This window comes from Aurantiacibacter marinus (assembly GCF_001021555.1).
Classification (GTDB): domain Bacteria; phylum Pseudomonadota; class Alphaproteobacteria; order Sphingomonadales; family Sphingomonadaceae; genus Alteraurantiacibacter; species Alteraurantiacibacter marinus.
The window spans coordinates 1,306,965-1,331,700 of the sequence record NZ_LDCP01000001.1; the positions used below are offsets into that span (position 1 = coordinate 1,306,965).

The window sequence follows — 24,736 nt, forward strand, 5'->3', positions numbered from 1 at the left end:
CTTTTTGATGGAGCGTTCTGATGACGCGTAATCTGATGTTTGCCGCGGCGTTGATGGTCTTGTCGTTTACTCCGGCGCAGGCGCAGGATTCAGATCGCCTCGATGATACCCAGCTCAATCTGGCCTCCGATGTGGAAGCGATTGATTTCGTGTGGTCCGGCCACAGGGTCAATTCCCAGATGATTCAGCGGGGCAGTCACCAGTTCATCATCTACTATGACGCAAGTCGCCAGATGAGCATTGCTCACCGCCCTCATGAACGCGCCCCTTGGCGTTATCAGAAACTGCCAAGTTTCGTGGGATGGGACAGTCACAATTACGCGACAGTCGATGTGGACGAAGCGGGTTACATCCACGTCATGGGCAACATGCACGCCGATCCACTGGTGTATTTTCGTTCAACTGAGCCGTGGAATGTGCGGTCACTTGAGCAGGTCGATTACATGGTCGATGCGGAGCGTGAGCAGCGTGTAACCTACCCGACTTTCCTGCATGATACCGAAGGCCATCTGATTGCGATCTTCCGCATCGGATCGAGCGGCGACGGGCGGTATTATTATCATCGCTTCGATACTGGAACGATGACTTGGGAACTTCTTCACGACCAGAATTTCTTTGACGGCGAGGGTGAACGCGGGACCTATTATATCGGCCCTGTATTGGGCCCCGACGGGCTGTTTCACACGGTCTGGGTATGGCGTGAAACGCCCTCCGCCGCGACCAACAACAACCTCTCCTATGCTCGCAGCGCAAATCTGATTGATTGGGAAGATTCCAACGGCAACCCGGTTGCTCTTCCGATTGTTCGATCGACCGGTGATATCGTTGATCCGGTTCCGCCATACGGCGGTATCCTCAATGGCCAAAAACGCCTCGGCTTCGATAGCGATGGCTTGCCCATGATTTCATATTACAAGCATGACGAAAATGGCGACACGCAGATCATGCTGGCGCGCAAGGTTGGCGACGGCTGGGCAGTTCACCAGATCAGCGATTGGACCGGCAGCGTTCAGCAATTGGACCGCGGCGGCAGCCTGAACGTATCCATCCTCGTGCAGGAGGCCCCATTCGTAGCGGATGACGGCACCATCCGGGTGCGCGCCATCCGTGACGGGAATGCGATAGAATTTACAGTAGATCCACGGACCAACACCACTGCAGACATCGGCAGCTACGAAGTCGTGCCCGGTGTCATTCCGGGATTTCAGGACAATCAAGAGCTTGTTCAATATGTCCGGCGGGCAGAGGGCGTGGCTGAGGATAGCCGGTATGATTTCTATTTAAGCTGGGAAGCCAACCCCAGTAATCAGGATCAGGCGCGCGGAGACATTCCTGCGCCGTCGACCCTGCGGTTGCACCGCATACCACGCTGAGCTGACGTGTCGGTCCGCATGAAATCAAAGGCCGCTCACACGTTTACAAAAGCAGTTCTGCGTGCGCTTTATCTCGGCGCTGTTATTGTGTTGCCCGCCACCGCGGTAAGCGCGCAGTCCAACATTGCGCAGCTTCGGCAGGACTTTGCCGAGCCTCCTGCGGAGGCCCGGCCGTGGACCTGGTTCCATGTGATGAGCGGCAATATGAGCCGCGAGGGCATAACCCGCGATCTGGAATCTCTGGCTGAAGTCGGTGTGGGCGGGGTCGTTCTGTTCCATGTCACGCAGGGCATTTCCTACGGACCAGTGCGGTTCAATTCACCGGAACATCTCGACCTGATGGCTCATGCCGCAGCAGAGTGTGAACGGCTGGGTCTGGCTTTTTCCTTCCACAATGCCGATGGCTGGTCTTCCACTGCTGGACCGTGGATCACCCCGGAACAGTCGATGAAGCGGGTCGTGTGGAGCGAGCGTCTGGTTGCGGGCGGCGATGTGTCAGTCGTGCTGCCGCAGCCATCGACACTGGAAGGTTTTTACGAAGACATTGCCGTCGTGGCATATCCGGCGCTGGCCGGGGAGCTTGGCGATGCCGCCAGTCCGGCCGAAATAACAACCTCCGACAGTTCTCTTGACCTGGCGCGTTTGACCGATGGTGATACCAGCACCACTGCCCATATGAGCGACGCGGGCTGGATACAGTTCAGCTTTGCGGAGCCGACCAGCATTGGTCATCTTCGCGTTGCCAATGTGCAAGAGCGTGACGTACAGCTTTCTCTGGAAGTATCCGACGATGGCGAGACATTTCGCCCTCTGTTCGCTTTTCCAAAGACCCGTGTCCTGCGCGCCGAATGGGAAGTCGACACTCCCTTCGCAGCCGTAACTGCCCAGCATTTCCGCGTGGCGGCGAGCCGCAGCTTCGATTTCGGCGAAATTGCTTTGTCGCAGCAAGAGCGGTTGGCCAGCCCGGCGGCGCATAGCACTATGGCCCATGTCCCCGGACAGGACCTGCCGCAACCCAGACAAGTTTCTGCCAGTGCAGTGATCGATCCGGCCGGTGTCATCAACCTCACCGGATTGGTGGATGCCGGCGGCCGCGTTGAAACCAGCTTGCCGGATGGTCAGTGGACGGTCATGCGCTTCGGTTACACTTCCACCGGTTCGCGTAATGTTGTGCCTTCTCCTGAAGGTAGCGGGTTGGAGGTTGATAAGTTCGATGCCGCTGCATTGCGCACCCATTACGAGGCATTTCTCGGGCCGCTAATCTCTCGCACCCGAGCAGCGGCGCCGGAAGCGCTCACATCTGTTATGATCGACAGCTATGAAGTGGGCGGGCAGAACTGGACGGCTGGCTACGACCAGCAGTTTGCCGAGGCCCACGGAATAGATCTGACTCCATGGCTACCGATTTACGCTGGCCGTTTCGTCTCCAGCGGGCCGGAAACCAGCGCCATGTTCGCGCGCATCCGCAATTTTAATGCGGGGCTGATGAATGATAATTACTTTGGCGAATTTGCACGGTTGATGGCGGCAAACGGGCTGGAAAGCCTGATCGAACCCTATGGCAATGGCCCGATTGATGAGGTGAGCGTGGGCGCTATCGCTTCTATTCCGGCAGGGGAATTCTGGGTTGGTCGCAACGTTAATACGCATCTTGCCGGGCCCGTTTCGGCAGCACGCATGTACGATGCCCCTGTTGTTGCGGCAGAAGCATTTACCGCGATCTGGGACGACAACTGGAGCTTCTCTCCTGCGTTCGGGAAACCCTGGGGTGACCGCGCATGGGTTGCCGGTATCAATCAGTTCTTCTTTCACAGGTTCACTCACCAGGCGAATACGCATGTAATGCCGGGCATGACGATGAACCGCTGGGGCTCGCATTTCGATCGCACCCAGCCGTGGTGGGATGAAGGCGGCGCGGCGTGGTTTACCTACATGGCACGTGGCCAGCACATGCTGCGGCAAGGTCATGGAGTGGCAGATGTTGCCTTGGCGGTGGGGTCTGACACGCCAGTGTTATGTCCAGAAAAATCAACCGCGTCCGGCGTTCTTCCTGCAGGAGTGGAGTTTGACTGCCTGGATACGCCTACGCTGCTTGGCCGCGGGCGTTTTGAAAATGGCGAATTCGTGCTGCCAAATGGCGCGCGCTACCAGATGATCTGGTGGCCGCACGAAAACGCACCACGTCCTGCAGAACTGGCGAGGCTGGAAGAAGCGCGCGCTGCCGGCGTGCCGGTCGCGATGGCAAATCGGGGCGAATTGCCTGGGCAGGTATTTACAGATGCGGGTCTTCTGCCGCGCGTTTCAGCTCAAGGAGACCTACCCGGTTTCACACAGCGCCGCGTGGGCGGAATGGATATTTTCTTCACGTTCAACGATGCGGATCACCGGCGCAGCTTTGATCTTTGCTTCCGCGTCGATGGCAAAGCCGGAGAAGTGTGGAACCCGGTAGACGGCACTGGCGCGGCGGTTGCAGGGCGCGTGGATAGCGACGGGTGTTCGCGCGTAGTGCTGGATCTTGCCCCCAATGAATCCCGCTTTGTAATATTCGACGCAGGCTTGCAGTTCCTGCCTGAAAATGATGCGGCCCGGCCAATACCGGGCTTGATTGCCACGCTGGATGACGGCTGGTCGCTCGCTTTCGATCCGGCCTACGGCGATGCCGGCACCGTGCGCGATGTTTCATTGTTTGATTGGAGCCAGAGCGCCAATCCTGAAATCCGCCATTATTCCGGCAAGGCCACCTATCGCAGGACGGTGAACCTGGCCCCTGATGAACTTGCCTCCGGTAAGAGTTTTGCTCTTGATCTGGGTCAGGTGGAAACAGTGGCGACCGTGCGCATAAACGGGATCGAACTGGGCACTTTGTGGACCGCGCCGTATCAAATCGACATTACCAGTGCGCTTCGAGCAGGAAACAACACAATTGAAGTCGAAGTCGCCAACCTGTGGGTCAACCGCTTGATTGGTGACGCGGCGTTGCCGGACACCAGCGGGTATGAACCCGAAGACAACCTTGGATATCGCGCAGAAGATAACCTGCCGCACCGCAATATGGTGGAATGGTACACAGCCAACGAGCCACCCCCGCCGGGGCCGCGCCGGACTTGGGCAACGCAGTATTTCCAGACGCCAGACGATCCGCTGATCCCGTCTGGTCTGATTGGCCCAGTGACCATTTACGGGCAGGAAGACTGATATGATGAAGCATCCGTTCACGGCCGTATTCGGAAGTTTGGTGACGCTTCTGATAGCTACCCCAGCTCAGGCACAATCAGCTCAGGCACAATCAGACCTTCCGCAGCTTCGGCAGGATTTTTCCCAACCACCGGCAGAAGCCCGTCCGTGGACATGGTTCCATGTGATGAGCGGCAATATGAGCCGCGAAGGCATTACCCGTGATCTGGAATCGCTGGCAGATGTCGGTGTGGGCGGGATCGTTTTGTTCCATGTGACCCAAGGCATTTCTCATGGCACGGTGCGGTTCAATTCGCCCGAGCATCTCGACCTGATCGCCCATGTCGCTGCCGAATGTGAGCGGCTGGGGCTGGCATTTTCGTTCCACAATGCTGATGGCTGGTCCTCCACCGGCGGTCCCTGGATTGCACCCGAACAATCCATGAAGCGTGTGGTCTGGTCGGAAACGCTCGTCCAGGGCGGGCCGATCACCACACAGCTGGCGCAGCCTTCGACGGCCGAAGGATTTTACGAAGATATCGCAGTCATTGCCTATCCTGCCTTGGCGGGCGAGTTGGCCGATGCGGCAATCCTGCCGCGCCTTTCAGCTTCAGACAGTTCGCTTGACCTCTCGCGCGTCAGCGATGGCGATATCACGAGCATGGGCACGGTCACCGTGCCGCAGGGCGAAAGCGGCTGGGTACAGTTTAGCTACGATCAACCCGTCACGATCCGCCATGCGCGGCTCGCCAATGTGCCGGTGCGAAATCTGGAACTATCGCTGGAGGTTTCCGACGACGGGATATCGTTCCGTCATGTGCAGGACTTTCCCAAGACCCGTATCATGAAGAACGAATGGGAAGTCGATTCCGCTATTGAACCGGTGACTGGCCAATACTTCCGCCTCGTAGGGAACGAGACGTTCGAGTTCGGCGAAGTGGCGCTTTCGCAGGCGCAATTGCTCGACAATCCGGCTTCGCACAGTACGCTCGGTTATGTCTTTGGCCGCAATATTGCGCCAGCCGATGACTTCCCGGCAGAGGCTACGATTGCACCTGCCGACATCCGCGATTTGTCTGCCAATATGGGCAGCGACGGAAGTCTCGAGGCTGAACTGCCCGGCGGCCAATGGTCGATTTTGCGGTTCGGTTACACCACTACAGGTGCGCAGAATGTCAATCCATCGCCCGAAGGGCTGGGGCTGGAAGTCGACAAGTTCGATGCAGACGCATTCCGCACGCATTATGACGCTTTTCTGGGCCCGGTAATAGCCCGCACACGCGCTGCCGGCCCGCAGGCGCTGACCGGCGTGATGATCGACAGTTATGAAGTGGGAGGGCAGAACTGGACAGCAGGCTATGATGCGATGTTCGCGGAAGCGTACGGCGAGAATCTCACCCGCTGGCTGCCCATTTATGCCGGGCGCGTAGTGGCGAGTGGGGCACAAACCAGTGCCATGTTTGAACGTATCCGGAATTTCAACGCAGCGCTCGTCAACCGAAACTATTACGGTGCCTTCGCCGATGCCATGGCCGAGGATGGGCTGGAAAGCCTTGTCCAGCCTTATGGGAATGGCCCGCTCGACGAAGTGAGCGTAGGCGCGATCGCTTCTATCCCGGCGGGCGAATTCTGGGTGCGGGATGTCAATCCCTTCAACCTCAACAGCGCCGTATCCGCCGCCCGCACCTATGGCCTGCCCATTGCCGCAGCGGAATCCTTTACGGCCAATTCACCGATCAATTGGAACTTCTCTCCTTCTTTCGGCAAGCCGTGGGGTGACCGCGCCTGGGTAGCGGGGGTCAACCAGTTCCTTTTCCACCGTTTTGCGCATCAAGCGAATACGCACGTGATGCCGGGCATGACGATGAACCGTTGGGGGGCGCATATCGACCGTACCCAGCCGTGGTGGGATGAAGGCGGCGCGGCGTGGTTCACATATATGGCGCGCGGACAGCATATGCTGCGGCAGGGGTACGGCGTTGCGGATGTCGCGATGATAGTAGGATCGGACAGCCCGGTTGAATGCCCCGAGAAATGGACTGCTGCCGACACGCTGCCTGCGGGGGTGGAGTTCGACTGCGTCGACACTCCGACATTGCTTGAACGCGGCCGGTTCGAGGATGGCGCCTTCGTTCTACCCAATGGTGCGCGATATCAATTGATCTGGTGGCCGTACGATCATGCGCCGCGTCCTTCAGAGCTGGCCCGGCTGGAAGCGGCGAGGGCTGCCGGGGTTCCGGTGGCCATGGCGCATCTGGGTGACGATGTCCGTTCCACGTTTGCGGCTGCGGGTCTTCTTCCCCGACTTTCAGCAGAAGGTGATTTGCCGGGCTTCACCCAGCGCCGGGCCGGGACGAGGGATGTTTTCTTCACATTCAACGATGCCGCGCAGGAACGCAGCTTCAACCTGTGTTTCCGCGTTGGCGGCAATGCGGGCGAGGTTTGGAATGCAGTAACCGGGACGAGCGAAGCGATTGTGGGCGTAGTGGAGGACGACGGCTGCTCGCGCATTTCCCTGACGCTCGCCCCGTATGAATCGCGCTTCGTGGTTTTCGATCCGTCCTTGCGCTTCCGGTCCGCCGATGATCGCGCATCAACTGGGCTGCAAGTGCTGACCACGCTGGAAAGCGGCTGGTCTCTCACTTTCGATCCCGCTTATGGCGATGCCGGGACAATTACCGATTTCGCGCTGTTCGATTGGAGCACAAGTGACGACCCGGAGATCAGTCATTTCTCCGGCAAGGCCACCTATCGCAACTCTGTATCGCTCTCGAGTGGTGATCTGGAAGGTGATGCGCGGATACTGCTCAATCTCGGCAAAGTGGAAACCGTGGGCAGTGTGCGGGTCAATGGCGTGGAAACGGGCACGGCGTGGACTGCGCCATATATGGTGGACATCACCAACGCGCTGCGGGCTGGGGATAATGTAATCGAGATCGAAGTCGCTAACCTCTGGGTCAATCGGCTAATCGGCGATGCAGGGCTGCCCGACACCAGCGGCTATGTGCCCGAAGGCAGAGAGCCTGAGCGCCAGATGGTCGAATGGTACAGCGCCAACGAGCCACCTCCGCCGGGGCCGCGCCGGACTTGGGCAACGCATTACTTCCAGACACCGGACGATCCGCTGATACCTTCCGGCCTCATCGGGCCGGTGACTATCTACCGGCAGCAAGACTGACATGTCTGGCACGAACAAGCGCCTGGCTTCGGCCTCACTCGGCCCTTTGGCGATGCTTCTAATGGCCTCGCCAGCTCAGGCACAATCAGTTCAGGCACAATCAGAACTGGCGCAGCTTCGGCAGGATTTTTCCCAACCACCGGCAGAAGCCCGTCCGTGGACATGGTTCCATGTGATGAGCGGCAATATGAGCCGCGAAGGCATTACCCGTGATCTGGAATCGCTGGCAAATGTCGGTGTGGGCGGGATCGTTCTGTTCCATGTGACCCAAGGCATTTCTCATGGCACGGTGCGGTTCAATTCGGCCGAGCATCTTGATCTGATCGCCCATGTCGCTGCCGAATGCGAGCGGCTGGGCCTGCAATTCATGTTCCATAATGCCGATGGCTGGTCGTCATCGGGTGGCCCCTGGATTACACCCGAACAATCCATGAAGCGTGTTGTCTGGAGCGAGACGCTGGTTGATGGCGGGGCGGTATCATTGCGATTGCCACAGCCACCTGCGCGCGAAGGCTTTTATCGCGATATCGCAGTGCTGGCGTATCCTGCGCTTCCTGGCGAACTGCGCGATGCCGCATTGCAGCCGGTTGTCACGGCATCGGATCCGGAATTTGCAACAGACATCATTCGTGATGGAAATCCTGACACCTCGGCAACCCTTGCAGTGCCTGCTGGCACGCGGGGATGGATCCGCTTCAGCTATGATGAGCAGGTAGAAATACGAAGCATCAGCCTGTTGAATTCGCCAAGCAGAAGTCTCGATGCTTCGCTCGAAATTTCTCAGGATGGTGAGAACTGGGAGATGGTCGACAGCTTTGCCAAACAGCGGGTCGGCAAGTTTGAATGGATGCTGGACGAAGCTTTCGAACCAGTCGCAGCGCAGCATTTTCGCATCAGCGCGCCGGAGAGCTTCGAACTGGGGGAGCTGGAACTCTCTACTTTACCGCGCATCCCCAATCTGGTGCTCCATACCAGCCTGGCGCAAGGGACAGGCATACGGCTGCCCGAGAGGCTGGATATGGCGGCGGAGACGATTATCGATCCGGCCCGGATCATTGATCTTTCGGCACAAATGGGCGGCGATGGCCGCATCACCGCGCGCCTGCCCGCAGGCGATTGGACGATCATGCGCTTCGGTTATACTTCGACCGGGGCGACCAATGTTATCGCCTCGCCTGAAGGCACCGGGCTTGAAGTCGACAAGTTTTCTGCTTCCGCCTTCATGGCGCATTACGATGCATTCATCGGCCCTGTCATTGCCCGGTCCCGCGAAGTTGCGCCCGGCGCGCTGACCGGCGTGGTGATAGACAGTTATGAGGTCGGCGGACAAAACTGGACGCAAGGTTACGATGGCATGTTCGCCGAAAGGTTCGGCCAATCCATCATCCCCTGGCTGCCGGCCTATACGGGCAGGCTGGTATCCAGCGCCGCTGAAACACGTGACATGCTGGCCCGGGTTCGTTCCTACAATGCCGAATTGATGCGCGAGAATTACTACCGTGTTTTTGCCGATACGATGGCGCGCGAAGGACTTGAAAGTATTGTAGAACCATATGGCATGGGCCCGACGAATGATGTCGATGTCGGTGCGACTGCCTCAATTCCCGCCGGTGAATTCTGGATGGGCCGGGAATCCGCGCATTTCAACGATGCAGTATCCGCCGCCCGCCTGTATGGCCGCAATATCGTGGCCGCCGAAGGGTTCACTTCGCAGGACGAGGTAAATTGGCACTTCGACCCGGACATGGGCCGCGTGTGGGGAGATCGGGCGTGGATCGGCGGGATCAACCAGTTCATGTTTCATCGCTTTGCCCATCAGGCCAATACACATGTGATGCCGGGCATGACGATGAATCGTTATGGGTCGCACTTCGATCGCACACAGCCATGGTGGGATGAAGGCGGTGCGGCATGGTTCACCTATATGGCGCGTGGCCAGCATTTGCTGCGGCAAGGACTGCCGGTGACTGATGTCGCCATGTTCGTTGGTGAAGACAGTCCCGTTGGATGTCCTGAACGGCAGGTCTATCAGGACCGCCTGCCTGCCGGTGTGGAATTCAACTGTCTCAATGCGGAAACGCTGCTGTCACGATCGCGCTTTGTGGATGGCACTTTAGAGCTTCCCAATGGCGCACGATACGGGATGATATGGTGGCCGCAAGACCGCGTGCCCAGCGATGCGGCACTTGCCCGGATGGAAGAAGCCCGGGCAGCCGGTGTCCCTGTTGCGCTGGCTCATATGGGGCAAGATGCAGCGGCGGTATTTGACGGGGCGGGTCTTGCTTCGCGCGTGCAGTCCGACGGGACACTGCCCATGTTCACCGAGCGCCGCGTTGGTGACACGCACATTTTCTTCGTTCTGAATGCTGGCGAAATGGATCAGCAGTATGATCTGGCCTTCGCCGCCAGCGGACACGCGCCCGAGATGTGGAACCCGGTGACCGGCGAAGCTGTGGCTCTGCCCGCGCAAGTGGGTGATGACGGGCGCACACAATTGTCCCTCCCGCTTCGGGCTGGCCAATCCACTTTCCTGATTTTCGACACCGCGAATGCATTCTTGCCCGTCGTCGCTGAGCCAGAAAGCGCTTCAGCCAATGTTGTGACCGGCGTTGAGGGGCCGTGGACTGTCGCTTTCGATCCTGCCTATAGCGATGCTGGCACTATCGAACTGGAGCATCTGACAGACCTCAGCACGCTGGACGATCCTGAAATCCGGCATTTCTCCGGCAAGGCGACCTGGCGCACGACATTTTCGTGGAATGGCAAACGGGATGGCGCGATGCTCGACCTTGGCCAAGTCGAAAGCGTGGCAACGGTGCAGCTCAACGGAGTGGCCGTGGGGACGGCGTGGACACGGCCTTTCGCGCTCGATGTGAGCGATGCGATCCGGCAGGGCGAGAACATTCTTGAGATCGAGGTCGCGACACTCTGGGTCAATCGCCTGATCGGTGATGCGGCGCTGGAAGACACCAGCGGCTTTGAACCCGAAGGGCGCTGGCCCGAACGCCAGATGATTGAATGGTACAGCGCCAATGAGCCTCCACCACCCGGCCCGCGCCGAACCTTTGCAACGCAATATTTCCAGTCCCCGGATGATCCGTTGGTCCCGTCCGGTCTGATTGGCCCGGTAACTATCTACGAGCAGGCAGACTGATATGATCAAGGCCCCGTTTCACGCTGCAATGACTGTGGCAGCCCTGTTACTTTTCGCTGAAGTGGCGGAGGCGCAAACTGTGACTGACGCAGGCGCGCCATTTGAAACAGTCACTCTCGAGATCGAAGGTCCTGTTCTTGATGAGCGCAGCGGGCGCAATCCCTTTACCGATGTAAAGCTGGATTGGACCGTCACTTCCGGCGGCGAAAGCTGGACCATTCCGGGTTATTTTGCCGGATGCGGCGATGCGGCGGACAGCGGCTGTACCTCGGGTAACATCTGGCGCGCGCATTTCGTACCGCCTCTTTCAGGCGATTACCGCTGGGAAGTCGATTTCCGCGCCGGGGCCGACATGGCCATTGCGCCATCGCCCGGTGAACGACTGGATGGCCACGGCGCTGAAGGCGGCTTTACCGTATCCGGCCAATCAGCCGATCCGGTGCGCGCACGCGGCCTTTTGCAATATACGGGCGAGAATTATTACCGCTTTGCAGGTGACGAGAGCATCTTCTTCAAATTCGGGCCGGATGCCCCGGAAAACATGCTCGCCTTTGCCGATTTTGACGAAACACCCAATTCGCTGGGCTTCCGCAAGACATGGGAAGCGCATGCGGGCGATCTGCGGGCAGAGGGCCTGTCTCATCTTTGGGGAGAGGAAGCACGCGGGGCAGGATTGCTCGGTACGTTTGATTATCTTGCCGGAGCAGGGGCCAATTCGGTTTCCATGCTGCTGTGGAATGCAGGCGGCGATGATCGCAACGTATTCCCTCATCTGCTGAATGTCGGACCGGAAGAATACGCGCAAATGGAACCGCGTGCGCAGTGGGATGAAGGACTGGATCAGGACCGGTTCGACATTTCAAAGCTGGATCAGTGGCAGCGCGCACTGTCCTATGCCGACAGTCTTGGCCTCCACCTGCATTTCAAACTGCAGGAAACTGAAAACGATCTCTTCATGGATGACGGGGCGCTGGGGCGGACCCGCCGGATATTCCTGCGCGAAATGGTCGCCCGTTTCGGCCATTTTCTCGCGCTGACATGGAATCTGGGGGAGGAGAATGTCCAGCAGCCCGGCGATGTGCGCCATATCGCAACCTATATGGATGCGCTGGACCCGTATGATCATCCTTTGGTGCTGCATTCCTACCCTGACCAGAAGCAACGATACCGCGCTTTTCTGGGTCCGCGCTCGCCGCTGAATGGCCTGAGCCTTCAGGGACGGCAGGACGATATTTCCGACCTACGGCTTGATGTAATGACATGGTCCAGCGCCGCGCGTCTGGCGGGCCGGCCAATGGTTATGTCCTATGACGAACCGGGGCGTGCCGATGGCGGTGCAGGCGTCGATCCCGATTACCCGGATGAATTGCTGCCCAGCGCACGCGGCATAGAGCTCGATCCGGATATCTTCCTGCGTGACGGGTTGTGGAATGCGCTGACGGCGGGCGCCAATGGTGTGGAGGCCTATTACGGATACCGCACGGGTTGCAGTGATCTGGACTGTCAGGACCACCGGACACGCGCACTCTTGTGGCGGGAAGGGCGCATCGCGCTCGATTTCTTCCGTGAACACGTGGGCAACCGCGCGGTGCGGATGATGCCAGCCGATTACGTTACCTCGCCGCTGGACGATTACGTCTTTGCCGAACCGGGTGAATTTTATGTCATCGTCACTAGCCGGGAGGATGAAGAAACCATCTGGCGCACTGGCGGGATCGAGGGCCGTTTTGCCGTACGCTGGTTTGACCGGGCGCAGGGCGGGGCGCTGCAAACCGGCTCGCTCGATATGATCGAACCGCACAGCCGGAACACAGCGCTAGGCGACCCTCCCGCTGGCGGCAGCGGCAAATGGGTCGCGGTGGTGTCCCGCGTGCATGACGGCATTCTGGTCGAGGCGGAAGATTTCGCGGCACAGCGCGATGATGACGTTCGCCAGTGGTGCATCGCGGCTGATTGCCCCGCCGGTTGGGAGCGCACAGGTGCACAGAATTACATCGCGCTGGTTCCGGACACGCGCCGTACCCATGACGATGAACTTGTGCGCGGGGAGAACTTCAGCGGGGAACCCGGGCGCATGGCCATCCTGTCATACGATGTCGAATTTCCCGAAGCCGGTCGCTGGTATCTTTGGGTGCGCGCCTATTCGAGCGGCTCGGAAGACAATGGCTTGCACGCGGGGCTGAACGGCGATTGGCCCGAAAGCGGCGCGCGTATCCAATATTGCGAAGGCCGCAATCAATGGTTCTGGGAAAGCAGCCAGCGCACGCGCGAAAATCATTGCGGGGTGCGCGGCGGATTGTGGCTCGATGTGCCAACTGCGGGAACGCACAATGTCGAGTTTTCGATGAGAGAAGACGGCTTTGTTTTCGACGCCTTTTATCTCACGCAGAGCCCCTATCCACCACACGAATTGATGGAGCAAAACGAGGCTGCGCGCCCTGTTCGCCAGCAAAGCGCAGGGCACTGAAGTGACCGCGCAGTAATATTGAGAGGAAATGCCGATGCGATACACAATCATTCCCGCCCTACTGATGGCAGGAAGTCTGGTGCCTGCGGCCGCGCTGGCCCAGGCAGAGGATGCAGACCGCGCCTACATCACCGGCTGGGACGAGCTGGCGTCTGCTTCACACGTATCTGACGGTATGGAACGCTCGCGAGACGGCAGCCCGATCTTTACCGGCCCGATGGGGGCGCAAGCTGTCAGCTACAACGGCTATCAATATGTTGTCTATTATACCGGCCGGGACCGAACTGTGGACCGCGAAGAAGCGTCGTCGCGGGTTGTTGTCGCCCGGCGGCAGCTTGGCGCATTCGGCTGGCAGCGCGCAACGTTGCAGAATTACGAGGTTACTTCAGATGATGCGCACAATCGCCAGACAATCGGTATTTCCGAAGGCGATGGCGTCATCCATATTTCGTTCGACCACCATAATCGCCCACAGATGAATTACGCTGCTACCGCCGTTGGTGTGGCAACAAATCCGTCCTCGGTTGAGTGGGACGATAACGTTTTCACTTATGCGGAAAACCTCGGCGGTGACGCATCGGAACGCCTCAATGTAACTTATCCTGATTTTACGCCTTTCCCGGGCGGAAACCTGCTGGTGTATTTCCGTTCGGGCGGATCCACTGGCGGCGAAATGCGCGTGGCGAGGTATGATTCAGAAACCGGATCATGGGGGCAGGTGCGCAATATCTCCAGCCGCAGAGGGACATTTGAAGGAGAGGAGACGACGCGCGGGCCATATCTTGCCGAAGGGATGCAGGTTGGCGGAGACGGTTCCTTGCATGCGGCATGGCTATTCCGTGAGAGGCCTTGTGACTTCACGACATCATCGCGCAGCGAGATATTCTGCAACCACGGCCTGTTTTATGCCCGATCCGAAGATGAAGGACGCACCTGGCTTCGTGCCGATGGCACCGTGATTGCGGATACAGAGGCGGGAGAGGTCATGTCGATCGACAACCTGGGTGGGCCGGTATTCGACGTGCCCAAGGGTTTGGGCCCGAGCAATCCTTCGATCACATCGACGATCGATACAGCAAGCGACGAAATGCACGTGCTGCTTCGCCACTTGCCCGGTCCGGGAGCAAACGGAACTGCTTATTTCCACTACCTTGGCCAACCTGATGGCACGTGGACACAGAACCGCACCGACTTCGACGGCAATAACGCCTCCCTGACGGTAGTAGGTGACAGACTTTACGCCTTTGTCGGGCGCGATCGCGGTCAGATATACTATGCAGAGCGGAGCGATAATTTCCGTCGTTGGCGCAGACTGGATATCGAAGTGGGTGAGCGTGGCAAGTTTGATCCCAGCGGCGGTTTCATCACATGGGATTTGTCGATGCTTGAAAGTGGACGCGCAACAATGCTGTGGCACCGAGATCCTGAAAGCAACGGCGTTTCATCGCCCTTGCAGGTCTTTGATATCTCTTTCGAATGATGCGGGATGCAGTGAAAGTGATGACATCGAGAGCCTCAGCAAGGCGCGCCCTGACAGCGGCGACTTTTGCCTTGATAGCGACAGGATCGCCGGTTTCTGCAGGCAACCCGATTGTTGCCAATCAAGGCGTCAATGATCCGCATATCCACGTGTTCGGGGATACCGCCTATCTCTACGCCTCGCATGACAAATCTGCACGCAATGCAGATTTTATCATGGAGGATTGGCAGGTCTGGTCCTCAACCGATCTGGTGAACTGGACGCTGCGCTCCACCCTCTCTCCTGAAGAGACATATTTGCGCGAAGAGCCGGGTTTCGCTTCCGCATGGGCCACCGATATCGCCGAGAAAAACGGGCTGTATTACTGGTATTTCTCTGAAGCCAACCGGCAAACCGGCGTGGTGATCGGGGATAGCCCAGTCGGCCCGTGGCGCGATCCCCTGGGCGGTCCGCTGCTGACTGAAGATCTGACGCCCACACACGAATATGATCCCGGCCTGTTTGCCCAAGGTGACGACCGGTACATCATCTTCGGTGTATGGGATTACTATCTTGCCCGACTTGGCGATGATATGGTTTCGCTGGCGGAAGAGCCACAGCGGATCGAGATACGCGGCGCTCAGGGGCCTTATACATTTGCGCAAGGCACGCCGTACGACGGGCGATTGACGGATGACAAACCCTTCCTCCATTATCGCGGCGGCTTGTATTACCTTTCCTGGGGGGCGTTCTACGCCACTTCGGAGGACCTTTACGGCCCCTATGACTATCGCGGAGTTGTACTCACCGAGGCCAGCTTCCCCACGGGGCTGAGCACGCCGACTTGGCCCGTCAGCTTCCAGCAGGGGCGGCATGGTTCCTTCTTCAGTTGGCACGGACAAGACTACTTCGCCTATTGCGATATCTCGCAAAGCGGCAATCGCTACTTCCGCGATACCTTCATCAGTTACGTCCACTACCGCGCTGATGGATCCATTGCGCCGATCCGTGTCGATCTGACGGGGGTGGGTGAATATGATGCGCAAAGCGGTGTAATAGAGGCGGAGGAATTCTTCGCGAACAGCGGTTTTGCAAAGCAGGAGGATGCAGGTGCATCGAACGGCTTTGTCGCTTTGCTGGACAGTGGCTCAGGTGAATTGACTTTCCCCAATATCCGCGGGCTGGGCGGGAAGGATACGCTGCTCCTGCACATGATGGGAGCGGCTGATGCCGATTTCACCCTGTCAGTCAGGCGCGAAGGCGCCTCTGCACCGATCGTTCGTCATGCATTGTCCGGCGCGCGGCAATGGCGCATTCCGCTCGGCGCGCTGGGCGAGACCGAAAGCCTGGTCATCGCCCTGCAAAGTGATGAGCGGGGCCGCATCGCGCTCGATGCAATCAGTTTCGAATAGCGGACGCGCGATGCGTATCAATTGTGTGAAAACTGCTTCGGCAGAAGATAGGGAAAGCTGGTTGAGGGGTCGATCTCTACACGCATGATCGGGGCCATATATTCGGCCCAGCGCGCGTTGACATCATTGCCGGCCAGAAAGGCGGCAGTCGCTTCGAAATCATCGGTTTCAAAGTAGCCGAACAGGGTCAGACCGTGCTTGAAGATGTGGTAATTGTGAATGCCCGACTGCTGAAGAGCTTCGGTCATTTCGGGCCAGATTTCGTCATGGCGTTTGAGATATTCGTCTTCGTAACCCGGCCGGATTTCAAGGACCCACGCATAAGACGCCATCACAAATCTCCCTCTTTCCATTGCGGCGCTTAGCAGGCATAAACGCGCACGAAAAGCCGCATTTGATCATAAGTGATCATCGCTTGATGTAATGGAGATACCCCTTGAAGCTTGAGAGAAAATTCGCCGCCGACCAGCACCGCTATCGCACGATGCGCAACGAGGATCTGCGCGAGAGTTTTGTGGTGGGCGAATTGATGCAGGACGGCGTGCTCGCCATGACCCTGTCCGATATCGACCGCGGCATTATCGGCAGTGCCGTGCCGACTGGCGAAATCCTTGCATTCGGTTCCTTCGAGGAACTTGGCGGCGGCGCCTTCACATCGCGCCGGGAAGTTGGCGTTATCAATATAGGTGCGCCCGGCTCTATCACGGTTGGCGACGAAAGCTTTGCCATGAACCGGCTGGACAGTCTGTATATCGGGCGCGGCGATCACTCCGTCAGTTTCAAGAGCGACGATCCGGCTGATCCGGCACGCTTCTATTTCGTCAGCTATCCCGCCCACGCCAGCTATCCGCACAAGCGGGTGACACAAGCTGAAGCGCACCGGATAGATCTGGGCGAGGGCAAGACCTGCAACGAACGGACGATCTTCCAGTCGCTGCGTCCCGGCATTGTTGAAAGCTGCCAGCTGGTGATGGGCTTCACCTGCATTGCCGAAGGCAGCGTGTGGAACACCTTCCCGCCGCACACCCATGATCGGCGCTCTGAATTCTACTTCTATTTCGATCTCGATGATGATGCCCGCGTGTTCCACTTCATGGGCAAGCCGGATGAATTGAAAGCGCTTGCCATGAGCAATGAGGAAGCAGCCCTTTCGCCCTCATGGTCGATGCACTGCGGTGTCGGCAGCGGCGCCTACAGCTTCATCTGGTCAATGGGCGGCGAAAATCAGGAATTTGACGATATGGATCATGTGAAACAGGCCGCATTGGCCTGATCCACTTATTGACCGGGATGGCAGGAAGCCTGCCCGCCGAAATTGATCAGCGGTAGGCTTCCTGTTCAACCAGTTCTGCATCAAAGCGGGCTGCAAAATCTGCGGCCATGTCCGGGTAGGATGCAGCCAGATCGCGAGCTTCGCCCGGATCATTGGCGAGGTTGTAAAGCTGGACCGCTTCACTCGGATCTCTGCGGATTGCCTTCCAATTGCCGATGCGGCCTGCCTGCTGGGTGATCCCGATGGTTCCGGAATTGGGATCGCCCAATTGGCGGGCAAAGGCCCAGTATAGCATCCGTTCGGGAAGCTGCGCATCTTCGCGCATCATCAGTTCGGCCAGAGACATGCCATTGGCGTCGATTTCTTCGGCTGCGTCCGGTAGACCCGCAAGGGTTGCCAGCGTGGGCAGAATGTCAGCGAACATCACCGGCTCGTCTTCCACGCGGCCGGGCCGGATAGTTCCTGGCCAGCGGGCAATCAATGGCATGTGGATGCCGCCCTCTGTCAGATCACGCTTTCCGCCGCGAAACGGCCCTGCCGCGGCAATGCCGATGGGATCGCCGCCGCCTTCCGAATGCGGGCCGTTGTCGGATGAAAGGATGATCAGCGTGTTATCGGCAAGCCCCTGCTCTTCCAGCTTGGCCAGCAGTTCTCCGATATAGGAATCCAGCGCTGCGATCATACCTGCCTGAACCGCATTGGGTTCATCTATCGGGTCCGGATAATATTCAGGAAACTGGCCCGCCGGTGTCGGTCCGGCAAGGCCGTTATAAGGCGTTTCGGCAAAGCGTCCGCGATACGGTGCGACGAATTCTTCCGGCGCCGCCATTTCGGAATGCGGCGAGGTGTAGCTGACGAATGCGAAGAACGGCCGCTGACCGTCCTGCGTACCGAGAAAATCAAGCGCGGCATCGGTAAACAAGCGCTGTGCGTAGGAGCCTTCGGCACCGGCAAGATTGCCTGGAACAAAGGTTACCTGATTGTCAGTGTACACAAACGGCGGATATTGCCGGTGCGCCTGGATATTGTGCATCAATCCGACCCAGTGCTGGAAACCCATCGCCATTGGATCAGTGCTGCCAAAGCTGGTGCCAACGCCAAATTTGCCGAACAGCGCCGTCATATAGCCGGCATCGCTAAGTGTGTGGGCGACCGTCCTGTCACCGGCACGCAGCTGGATATCGTTAGCCGCGCTGCTGAGGCGCGAAGTGTCTCGCCCTGTAAGCAGAGAGATGCGCGATGGCGAACAGACTGTGCTGCCGGCATAGCCATTGGCGAAGATCATGCCTTGGGCTGCAAGCCTGTCTATGTTGGGAGTTTCGATGATCTGGTGACCTGTCACCCCAAGCTGTCCGTAGCCAAGATCGTCCAGCAGGATCAGCAAGACATTGGGCCGGGGCGCCTCCACTGCCACAGCAGGGCCAGCCGTTTCGATTGTAGCGGTAGGCGTCGTCGTGGCACATCCTTGCAGCGCCAGGGCGCTGGCAGCCAGCAGGATCGGTGCAAACTTACGCATCATTGCGCGCTTCCTTCAAGTTTGGTCAGCTCTTCTTCGAGAAGGGCAACGAAGCCATCACGGTCGGTTATGGCCATCGGATCAAGTGCCCAGGCGGCGAGGAAACCGTATTCGAACTCCGCGTCATCAAATGTGACGAAATGTGTTTCATTGGCGAGGCCGCCGTAGCCTGCCTGATCTGCGCGATAGAACAGCGCCATGCCAAGGCCGTCTCCGTTCTCGCTCTGTGTATCGCCCCAGGTCGCGATATATTGCCAGTCGCCTGAGCTCGCCCCGGCGGACCGGATGAATTCTGCACCATCATGCATGACGATGCCCGTTGCGAGCGGGAGGGTGTCGCTGGCGTTGACGGAAACACGGGTCAGGGGGCTTTGTGCGCCAATCGAATAGTCTGCAGTAAAGCCACCACTTGCGCCTTCGCCTACATCAATTCCGCCGGCAGTAATCGTAAAGCGGCCCGCATCGCCGCCACTTTCGGAAATTCTTGCGCTGAGTTCAGGCACGCTGCCGAATTGTGCCGGTGCATCGCCGCGCATGATACCCAGACCGCCAATGCCAAGGCTTGGGCCGACTTTGAGAACATCCATGCCCCACGGCGCAAGATCGTGATAGCTGCCCAGTTCGCCGATCTGGCCCAGAACCGGATCTGCACCCTGCTTGCCGAAAATGTCACTGACCAGTCGTCCGTCCAGATACAGGCGATATCCAACCAGACCGTTCTCCCAGCCGATCCCTTCATACGGGAACATGCCATCGCCAATCTCGTGAGTAGCGGGAACGGTGAATTCGTCGACCGACCGGTAAGCTCCTTCCGGATCATCGCGGAGACGCAGATCAACCTTCACAGAACCGCTAGCGGCGGCAGGGTCTTCGGTTCCAGCTTCCGGATAACCTGCCTCGGACGTGCAGGCGGCAAGCAGTGTCAGCGATACGGCAAGCGAACTGATGAAAAGCGGCTTCATTGTCGATATCCTTCCGATGACTGTAAGGCGATGATCAGCCTTCATCCACGGCGAGTTTTTCTTGTGCGGATTCGCGCATCACAAGCATGATTGCGAAAATGAAATAGGTGACCGTGGGCCAGATGATCAGCGTCTGGAAAGTTTCCAGGTCGCCTGTGACCAGTGCTGAAATCCCCAGCCATGCCGCCGCGGCGAGCGACAATGCTGCGCCTGCCAGCATCAGGCGGTTGCTGCCCGATCCTGCCAGCCGGGTCTTGGAATGGCTGGCGAGATACGCGTCTTCGGCTACGCGCCGCTGGCTTTCGGCCTGATTGGCCTCTGCCAGCGCAACGGGGTCCACCGATTTCGCGCCCATCGCTCCGGCCAAGACCGGATAGAGCACCAGTGCGGTGATCCATGCAGGTACGAACAGGAACAACACGTGGATGCCCAGACCATATCCCAGCAGGGCTGCAACGCCGACACTGGCAATCCATGTCAGCAAGGCTGGCATGTTAAGCGCGGCCCCTGTCGCACTGCGCCAGTAGCGGGTCAGTCCGACCTTCTTGAACAGGAAGTGTTCGGAGAAAATCAAACCGCCAATCGGTGCCATCACCAGCGCCATGATTCCGAGGAAATCCAGCAGGCGGGTGAAGACAAATGGGAAGCAGGCGATGATCGTGGTGATCACACCGACGATCAATGTCACACGTTGCCTGGACCATGCGGGGTGGAGTGACTGGAACGCCAGGCCGGAACGGTAGATCGTGGGATTGGACGTCGTCCAGCCAGCAACGATCACGGCAAGAATGCCGATCGGTCCGAGTGCCTGAAACGCCACTTCACCCGCGTCGAGCGAGGTCAGGGGCTGGCTCAGGATCATGGCCGCGCCTGCACCCATGATGCCTGCTGCAAGCCATGCGGCAAAGTGGCCGATGAACATGCCGAGCGAGGAATACCACGCATAGGAGGATTTGCGGGCGTAACGCAGGATGGACATGTCGCCCAATCCGCCGTGGAAAGCGAGATTCGCTCCCCAAGCAATCGCAACCACGTGCCAGAAGCCCATCTCTGTGCCCTGATCGACCCAGATGCTGGTTTCTGCCAGTTCGAGAAAGCCACTGTATCCGTCGATCGAGGAGATTGATGGCGTCCCCGCAAGAATGACCGGCAGCAGGGCTGCACCGCCAACGAAGAACATCGCGATCATCCATGGCGCAGCCACTTCGGAGAACCGGGCGACAAAGCTGAAACCGCGCATGGCGGCGAACGACACGACCGCGCCGACGCCCAGCGCGATCAGGATGAAGGTCCCGCTGGTGGGATACCATTCTACCTGCGGCGGAATGCCGAAGAGAATGCGAACGGCACTGGCCGAAACGGTGATCATCGCGCCTGCAAGGATGCAGAACAGCAGGCCGTTGATGACGCTGTATATCTTTATAAATGCCGGACCGGCGATCTTTTCGAGATAGGCGTAAAGGGTAAGACGGGTGTCGGTTGCAATGGGCGCGCAGATCAGCACCCAGCTGAGTACCGCGAGCAAATTGCCAACGAGCAATCCGGCGATCACATCGCCTGCACCTACGCCCCAGGACACAAACATCGCCCCGATCACAAATTCGGTGCCAGCAACATGCTCCCCTGCATAAGATGCAGCAAAATAGCGTCCAGGCTTCAGCGCAGACGGCGCCACCGGCTTCTGTTCATACTCTTCCAAGAGAATCCCTTCCAATCCCGTTTTTTCGGCAAGACTAGCTGCCTTTTCGGTTTATGCAACAAATTGATCGGAAGTGATCAAAATAGATCACTCCGGAATTGTGCCGGATAGGGGACCTTAATCCGTTGGCGCCATCACATCATACCAAATGCGCGTGGCAAGGCTTCGGAAAGTGCAGGGACTGCTGTTGTCAGCGCGAGTGCGGCTAGCATCGCAAGATAAAGCGGCAAGAGCGGCTTTATCATGTGCGCAACTTTGGTTTGCCCGACAGCCGCGCCGACAAACAGGACGGTCCCGACCGGCGGGGTGCACAGTCCGATGGATAGGTTGAAGATCAAGATCATCCCGAAGTGCACCGGAGAGATCCCCATCGCCACTGCAACGGGCAACAGGATCGGCGTGAAGATCAGGATCGCGGGCGTGATATCGAGGAACGCACCAATCACCAGCAGGATCACATTGATCAGCAACAACAGCAGGATCGGATTGTCCGAGATTGTCAGCAAGGCCTCGGCAATTGCGCCGGGCATGCCGGAATAGGCGAGCATCCACGCCATTCCTGTGGAAACGGCGATCAGGAACAGGACGATACCGGTCGTCTCGGCAGATTTTGCGATGATTGCGGGCAGCTCTGCAAAGCGCATTTCGCGGTGCACGAACAGGCCAAGGATGAGCGAATAGATCACGGCAAAGGCGCTGGCCTCTGTCGCTGTGAAATAACCCGCAACAATCCCGCCAACTACCACCACCAACATGGCAATGCTGGGCAGCGCGGCAACAAGCGTGCTGACCGATTCGCGTAAGGGAAGCCGTTCCGAAACGGGATATCCCTTCCGTTTGGCAATGATAATTGCGGTTATGATCAGGGCAAGACCGGCCACCAGACCAGGCCCGTATCCCGCCAGGAACAGAGCGCCGATGGATACACCGCCGGCAGCGACCGCATATACGATCATCACGTTGGACGGCGGGATCAGAAGGCCGAGGATGGATGCCGATGTGGTGAGAGAGGCGGCGAAAGGCGCGTCATAGCCTTCCTTCTTCATCGCCGGGACCATGAACGATCCGATAGCCGAAGTCGCTGCAACTGCGGAACCGGAAACCGATCCGAACAGCATGCAGGAAATGATGTTCACCACCGCCAGGCCGCCCGGAAGCGCCCCGATCAGCCCCTTGGCCGCTGCAATCAGGCGCGAAGCTACTCCGCCTGCGCCCATCAGATATCCGCTGAGAATGAAGAACGGAATGGCGAGCAGGGTGAAGCTGTCCAACCCCGCAACCATGCGCTGCGCCATGGTGGTTGTCGCCGGGTCAAACGGCATGATCGAAAGCAGGGCCGCGATGGTCGCCATCCCGATGGAAAAGGCAATCGGCACGTTCAACGCGACCAGAATGAAGAACACGAAAACCAGTATGAGACCGCTATTCATTGGCTGGCTCCTCTGTCGGAGCATGGTCGCTCGGTGTGCCGCTGATCAGGAAGGATATGGCGAAATAGGCTATGATGAGGCCGCTGATCGGCATCACGGTGTAAATAGTCCACATAGGCAACCCCATCGCAGCCGATGTCTGCCCCAGTGTCCGGGTGATATTGACCAGTTGGCCGCCGCCATAAACCATCACCCCAAGGGCGAAGACAGCGCAGATAAACCAGATAAACCGGGCGACCATTACGCGGGAGCCTTCCGACATTCTGGCGGAAATCAGATCAACCCCGACATGCATCCGGCGGGCAAAGGCGTAGGCTGCTGAAAGCGTGCCGAGCCAGATGAGCAGGAACCGCGCAACTTCTTCGGTGGCGGAGCTTGGGGCGGCCAGCACATAGCGGCCAATCACTTGCCATGTCACCGTCATGACAGTGATAACGAAAAGGAAGACGAGCACTGCGGCGAGCGCTTTTTCGATGATCAGTCGCATCACACGCCTCCTTCCATCGCGGCAATCCTCTGGGCAAGATCGCCCACGCGGGTTCCGTCAAAACCGGCGCGCAGAGCGGCTGTCGCTTCGCGGAATGGTGTCTTGTCCGGCCGGTTGATGGCAACGCCATTCGCTTCCAGTTCCGCCAGCGCCGCGTCTGACGCACTGTTCCACGCCTCTCGCTGATAGGCGACAGAGATTGCCATTGCCTCGCGGACCCAGCCAGCCTGTTCCTCGTTCAGATCGTCCCACACCCGCTGGCTCATCACTACCACGTCGGGCGCGCTGACATGCTCATCGAGCGAGTAGTATTTGCACACCTCGTAATGGCGCGCGTTAAGCAGGCTGGGCGGGTTGTTCTCCGCACCTTGGACCACACCCTGCTGAAGGGCCGCATAAAGCTCTCCGAATGCAATCGGTGTCGCAGCCCCGCCGAATACCTCGATCGTCTGGACCAGGGCTTCGCTAGGCAGGACGCGAAGGGTTTTGCCGCGAATATCGGCAGGTGTCAGAACAGGCCCGTCAGTCATATAGAAACTGCGCGCGCCTGCATCGTAATAACCCACGCCTTTCAGCAGGACATCTGACAGGCTGCCGAGAATTTCCTGACCGGTTTCGCTTTCAAGCACGCGCCATTGGTGGGCACTGTCATTGAAAATGTAGGGCAGGGAAAAGACCCGCATGTCTTCGGAAAAGTTCTCAAGCGAAAGCGAAGACACCTTGGTCATGGACAGCGCGCCCAGTTGCACCAGCTCCACCAGCTCGCGTTCGGTGCCGAGCTGGGCATTGGGAAAGATCTCTACTGCCATGCTGCCGCCCGACAGGGCGATGAGTTCATCCCTGAACCGCTCCATCGCAAGATGCACAGGGTGCGCTTCATCCAGCGTATGCGCCAGCGTGATCCGGTCTTTGCCGCCGAATGAGCCGCAGCCCGGCAAGAGCGTTGTCAGCCCGGCAGCGGCCAGAAATTGCAGATGTCTGCGTCTGGAATGCACCAGCAAGAACCCTCTCCTAATTTGATCCAGTCCGTTTGATGCAGACCCGGTTATTTCCCTGAAGGTAACCGGTGTCGAAAATTCTGCAACTTAGATTTTTTTGTTTAGCACCGCCGACTATGATCATATTATTGCATTTATGATCATAACGGGTCAA

The 24,736-nt window shown here is 58.5% G+C and carries 15 protein-coding genes; 8 read left to right on the top strand and 7 right to left on the bottom strand.

The features are described from left to right. Positions 1 to 20: 20 nt before the first annotated feature. The 7 genes from AB731_RS06250 (at position 21) to AB731_RS06280 (ending at position 16,217) form a co-directional block, all read left to right on the top strand. Positions 21 to 1,373, top strand: a complete 1,353-nt coding sequence (locus AB731_RS06250; RefSeq protein ID WP_047091986.1) for a BNR repeat-containing protein — start codon at positions 21 to 23, stop codon at positions 1,371 to 1,373. An 18-nt stretch (positions 1,374 to 1,391) separates the two neighbouring features. Further along, positions 1,392 to 4,568: a glycosyl hydrolase gene (locus AB731_RS06255; RefSeq protein WP_047091985.1), complete on the top strand. Its 3,177-nt coding sequence runs from the start codon at positions 1,392 to 1,394 to the stop codon at positions 4,566 to 4,568. A 1-nt stretch (position 4,569) separates the two neighbouring features. Continuing rightward, on the top strand, positions 4,570 to 7,725 hold the full coding sequence (locus AB731_RS06260; RefSeq protein ID WP_082126366.1) for a glycosyl hydrolase: 3,156 nt from the start codon (positions 4,570 to 4,572) through the stop codon (positions 7,723 to 7,725). A 61-nt stretch (positions 7,726 to 7,786) separates the two neighbouring features. Further along, positions 7,787 to 10,879 (top strand): glycosyl hydrolase, encoded by a 3,093-nt coding sequence (locus AB731_RS13640; RefSeq protein WP_162199448.1) that lies wholly within the window; start codon positions 7,787 to 7,789, stop codon positions 10,877 to 10,879. Position 10,880: 1 nt separating this feature from the next. Further along, positions 10,881 to 13,346 carry a DUF5060 domain-containing protein gene (locus AB731_RS06270; protein WP_047091984.1) on the top strand — a complete coding sequence of 822 codons (2,466 nt, stop codon included), beginning with the start codon at positions 10,881 to 10,883 and terminating at the stop codon, positions 13,344 to 13,346. A 34-nt stretch (positions 13,347 to 13,380) separates the two neighbouring features. Beyond that, positions 13,381 to 14,826, top strand: coding sequence for a BNR-4 repeat-containing protein (locus AB731_RS06275; protein ID WP_162199447.1), 1,446 nt, complete (start codon positions 13,381 to 13,383; stop codon positions 14,824 to 14,826). Positions 14,827 to 14,846: 20 nt separating this feature from the next. Further along, on the top strand, positions 14,847 to 16,217 hold the full coding sequence (locus tag AB731_RS06280) for a family 43 glycosylhydrolase (RefSeq protein ID WP_156167379.1): 1,371 nt from the start codon (positions 14,847 to 14,849) through the stop codon (positions 16,215 to 16,217). 17 nt (positions 16,218 to 16,234) lie between these two features. On the opposite strand, the gene AB731_RS06285 is transcribed toward AB731_RS06280, so the two are convergent. After that, on the bottom strand, positions 16,235 to 16,549 hold the full coding sequence (locus AB731_RS06285; protein ID WP_047091982.1) for an L-rhamnose mutarotase: 315 nt from the start codon (positions 16,547 to 16,549) through the stop codon (positions 16,235 to 16,237). A gap of 104 nt (positions 16,550 to 16,653) precedes the next feature. Between AB731_RS06285 and kduI the strand changes: the two genes are divergently transcribed. Beyond that, the gene (gene kduI / locus AB731_RS06290; protein WP_197076214.1) at positions 16,654 to 17,490 is read left to right on the top strand and encodes a 5-dehydro-4-deoxy-D-glucuronate isomerase; all 837 of its coding nucleotides are present in this window, start codon (positions 16,654 to 16,656) and stop codon (positions 17,488 to 17,490) included. A gap of 46 nt (positions 17,491 to 17,536) precedes the next feature. On the opposite strand, the gene AB731_RS06295 is transcribed toward kduI, so the two are convergent. The 6 genes from AB731_RS06295 to AB731_RS06320 all read right to left on the bottom strand — a co-directional run bounded on the left by AB731_RS06295 (position 17,537) and on the right by AB731_RS06320 (position 24,579). Continuing rightward, complete coding sequence (locus AB731_RS06295) at positions 17,537 to 19,009, bottom strand: sulfatase-like hydrolase/transferase (protein WP_052845697.1); 1,473 nt, start codon at positions 19,007 to 19,009, stop codon at positions 17,537 to 17,539. Further along, the gene (locus tag AB731_RS06300) at positions 19,006 to 19,968 is read right to left on the bottom strand and encodes a DUF4861 family protein (protein WP_162199446.1); all 963 of its coding nucleotides are present in this window, start codon (positions 19,966 to 19,968) and stop codon (positions 19,006 to 19,008) included. Before AB731_RS06300 ends, AB731_RS06295 begins: the two co-directional genes overlap by 4 nt. Positions 19,969 to 20,002: 34 nt before the next feature. Continuing rightward, positions 20,003 to 21,667 carry a purine-cytosine permease family protein gene (locus AB731_RS06305; protein ID WP_197076215.1) on the bottom strand — a complete coding sequence of 555 codons (1,665 nt, stop codon included), beginning with the start codon at positions 21,665 to 21,667 and terminating at the stop codon, positions 20,003 to 20,005. Positions 21,668 to 21,801: 134 nt separating this feature from the next. Further along, the gene (locus AB731_RS06310) at positions 21,802 to 23,097 is read right to left on the bottom strand and encodes a TRAP transporter large permease (RefSeq protein ID WP_047091979.1); all 1,296 of its coding nucleotides are present in this window, start codon (positions 23,095 to 23,097) and stop codon (positions 21,802 to 21,804) included. Beyond that, a complete protein-coding gene (locus AB731_RS06315) occupies positions 23,090 to 23,584 on the bottom strand; it encodes a TRAP transporter small permease (protein ID WP_047091978.1) in 495 nt (164 codons plus the stop codon). The genes AB731_RS06310 and AB731_RS06315 overlap by 8 nt, the downstream gene beginning before the upstream one ends. Continuing rightward, the gene (locus tag AB731_RS06320; RefSeq protein ID WP_231638869.1) at positions 23,584 to 24,579 is read right to left on the bottom strand and encodes a TRAP transporter substrate-binding protein; all 996 of its coding nucleotides are present in this window, start codon (positions 24,577 to 24,579) and stop codon (positions 23,584 to 23,586) included. Before AB731_RS06320 ends, AB731_RS06315 begins: the two co-directional genes overlap by 1 nt. Between the last annotated feature and the right edge of the window lie 157 nt (positions 24,580 to 24,736).

What these genes read in the sequence shown, in the direction of transcription:
- AB731_RS06250 (WP_047091986.1), top strand. Translation starts at nt 21, where the DNA reads ATGACGCGTAATCTGATGTTTGCCGCGGCGTTGATGGTCTTGTCGTTT.
- AB731_RS06255 (WP_047091985.1), top strand. Translation starts at nt 1,392, where the DNA reads ATGAAATCAAAGGCCGCTCACACGTTTACAAAAGCAGTTCTGCGTGCG.
- AB731_RS06260 (WP_082126366.1), top strand. Translation starts at nt 4,570, where the DNA reads ATGATGAAGCATCCGTTCACGGCCGTATTCGGAAGTTTGGTGACGCTT.
- AB731_RS13640 (WP_162199448.1), top strand. Translation starts at nt 7,787, where the DNA reads ATGGCCTCGCCAGCTCAGGCACAATCAGTTCAGGCACAATCAGAACTG.
- AB731_RS06270 (WP_047091984.1), top strand. Translation starts at nt 10,881, where the DNA reads ATGATCAAGGCCCCGTTTCACGCTGCAATGACTGTGGCAGCCCTGTTA.
- AB731_RS06275 (WP_162199447.1), top strand. Translation starts at nt 13,381, where the DNA reads ATGCGATACACAATCATTCCCGCCCTACTGATGGCAGGAAGTCTGGTG.
- AB731_RS06280 (WP_156167379.1), top strand. Translation starts at nt 14,847, where the DNA reads ATGACATCGAGAGCCTCAGCAAGGCGCGCCCTGACAGCGGCGACTTTT.
- AB731_RS06285 (WP_047091982.1), bottom strand. Translation starts at nt 16,549, where the DNA reads ATGGCGTCTTATGCGTGGGTCCTTGAAATCCGGCCGGGTTACGAAGAC.
- AB731_RS06295 (WP_052845697.1), bottom strand. Translation starts at nt 19,009, where the DNA reads ATGATGCGTAAGTTTGCACCGATCCTGCTGGCTGCCAGCGCCCTGGCG.
- AB731_RS06300 (WP_162199446.1), bottom strand. Translation starts at nt 19,968, where the DNA reads ATGAAGCCGCTTTTCATCAGTTCGCTTGCCGTATCGCTGACACTGCTT.
- AB731_RS06310 (WP_047091979.1), bottom strand. Translation starts at nt 23,097, where the DNA reads ATGAATAGCGGTCTCATACTGGTTTTCGTGTTCTTCATTCTGGTCGCG.
- AB731_RS06315 (WP_047091978.1), bottom strand. Translation starts at nt 23,584, where the DNA reads ATGCGACTGATCATCGAAAAAGCGCTCGCCGCAGTGCTCGTCTTCCTT.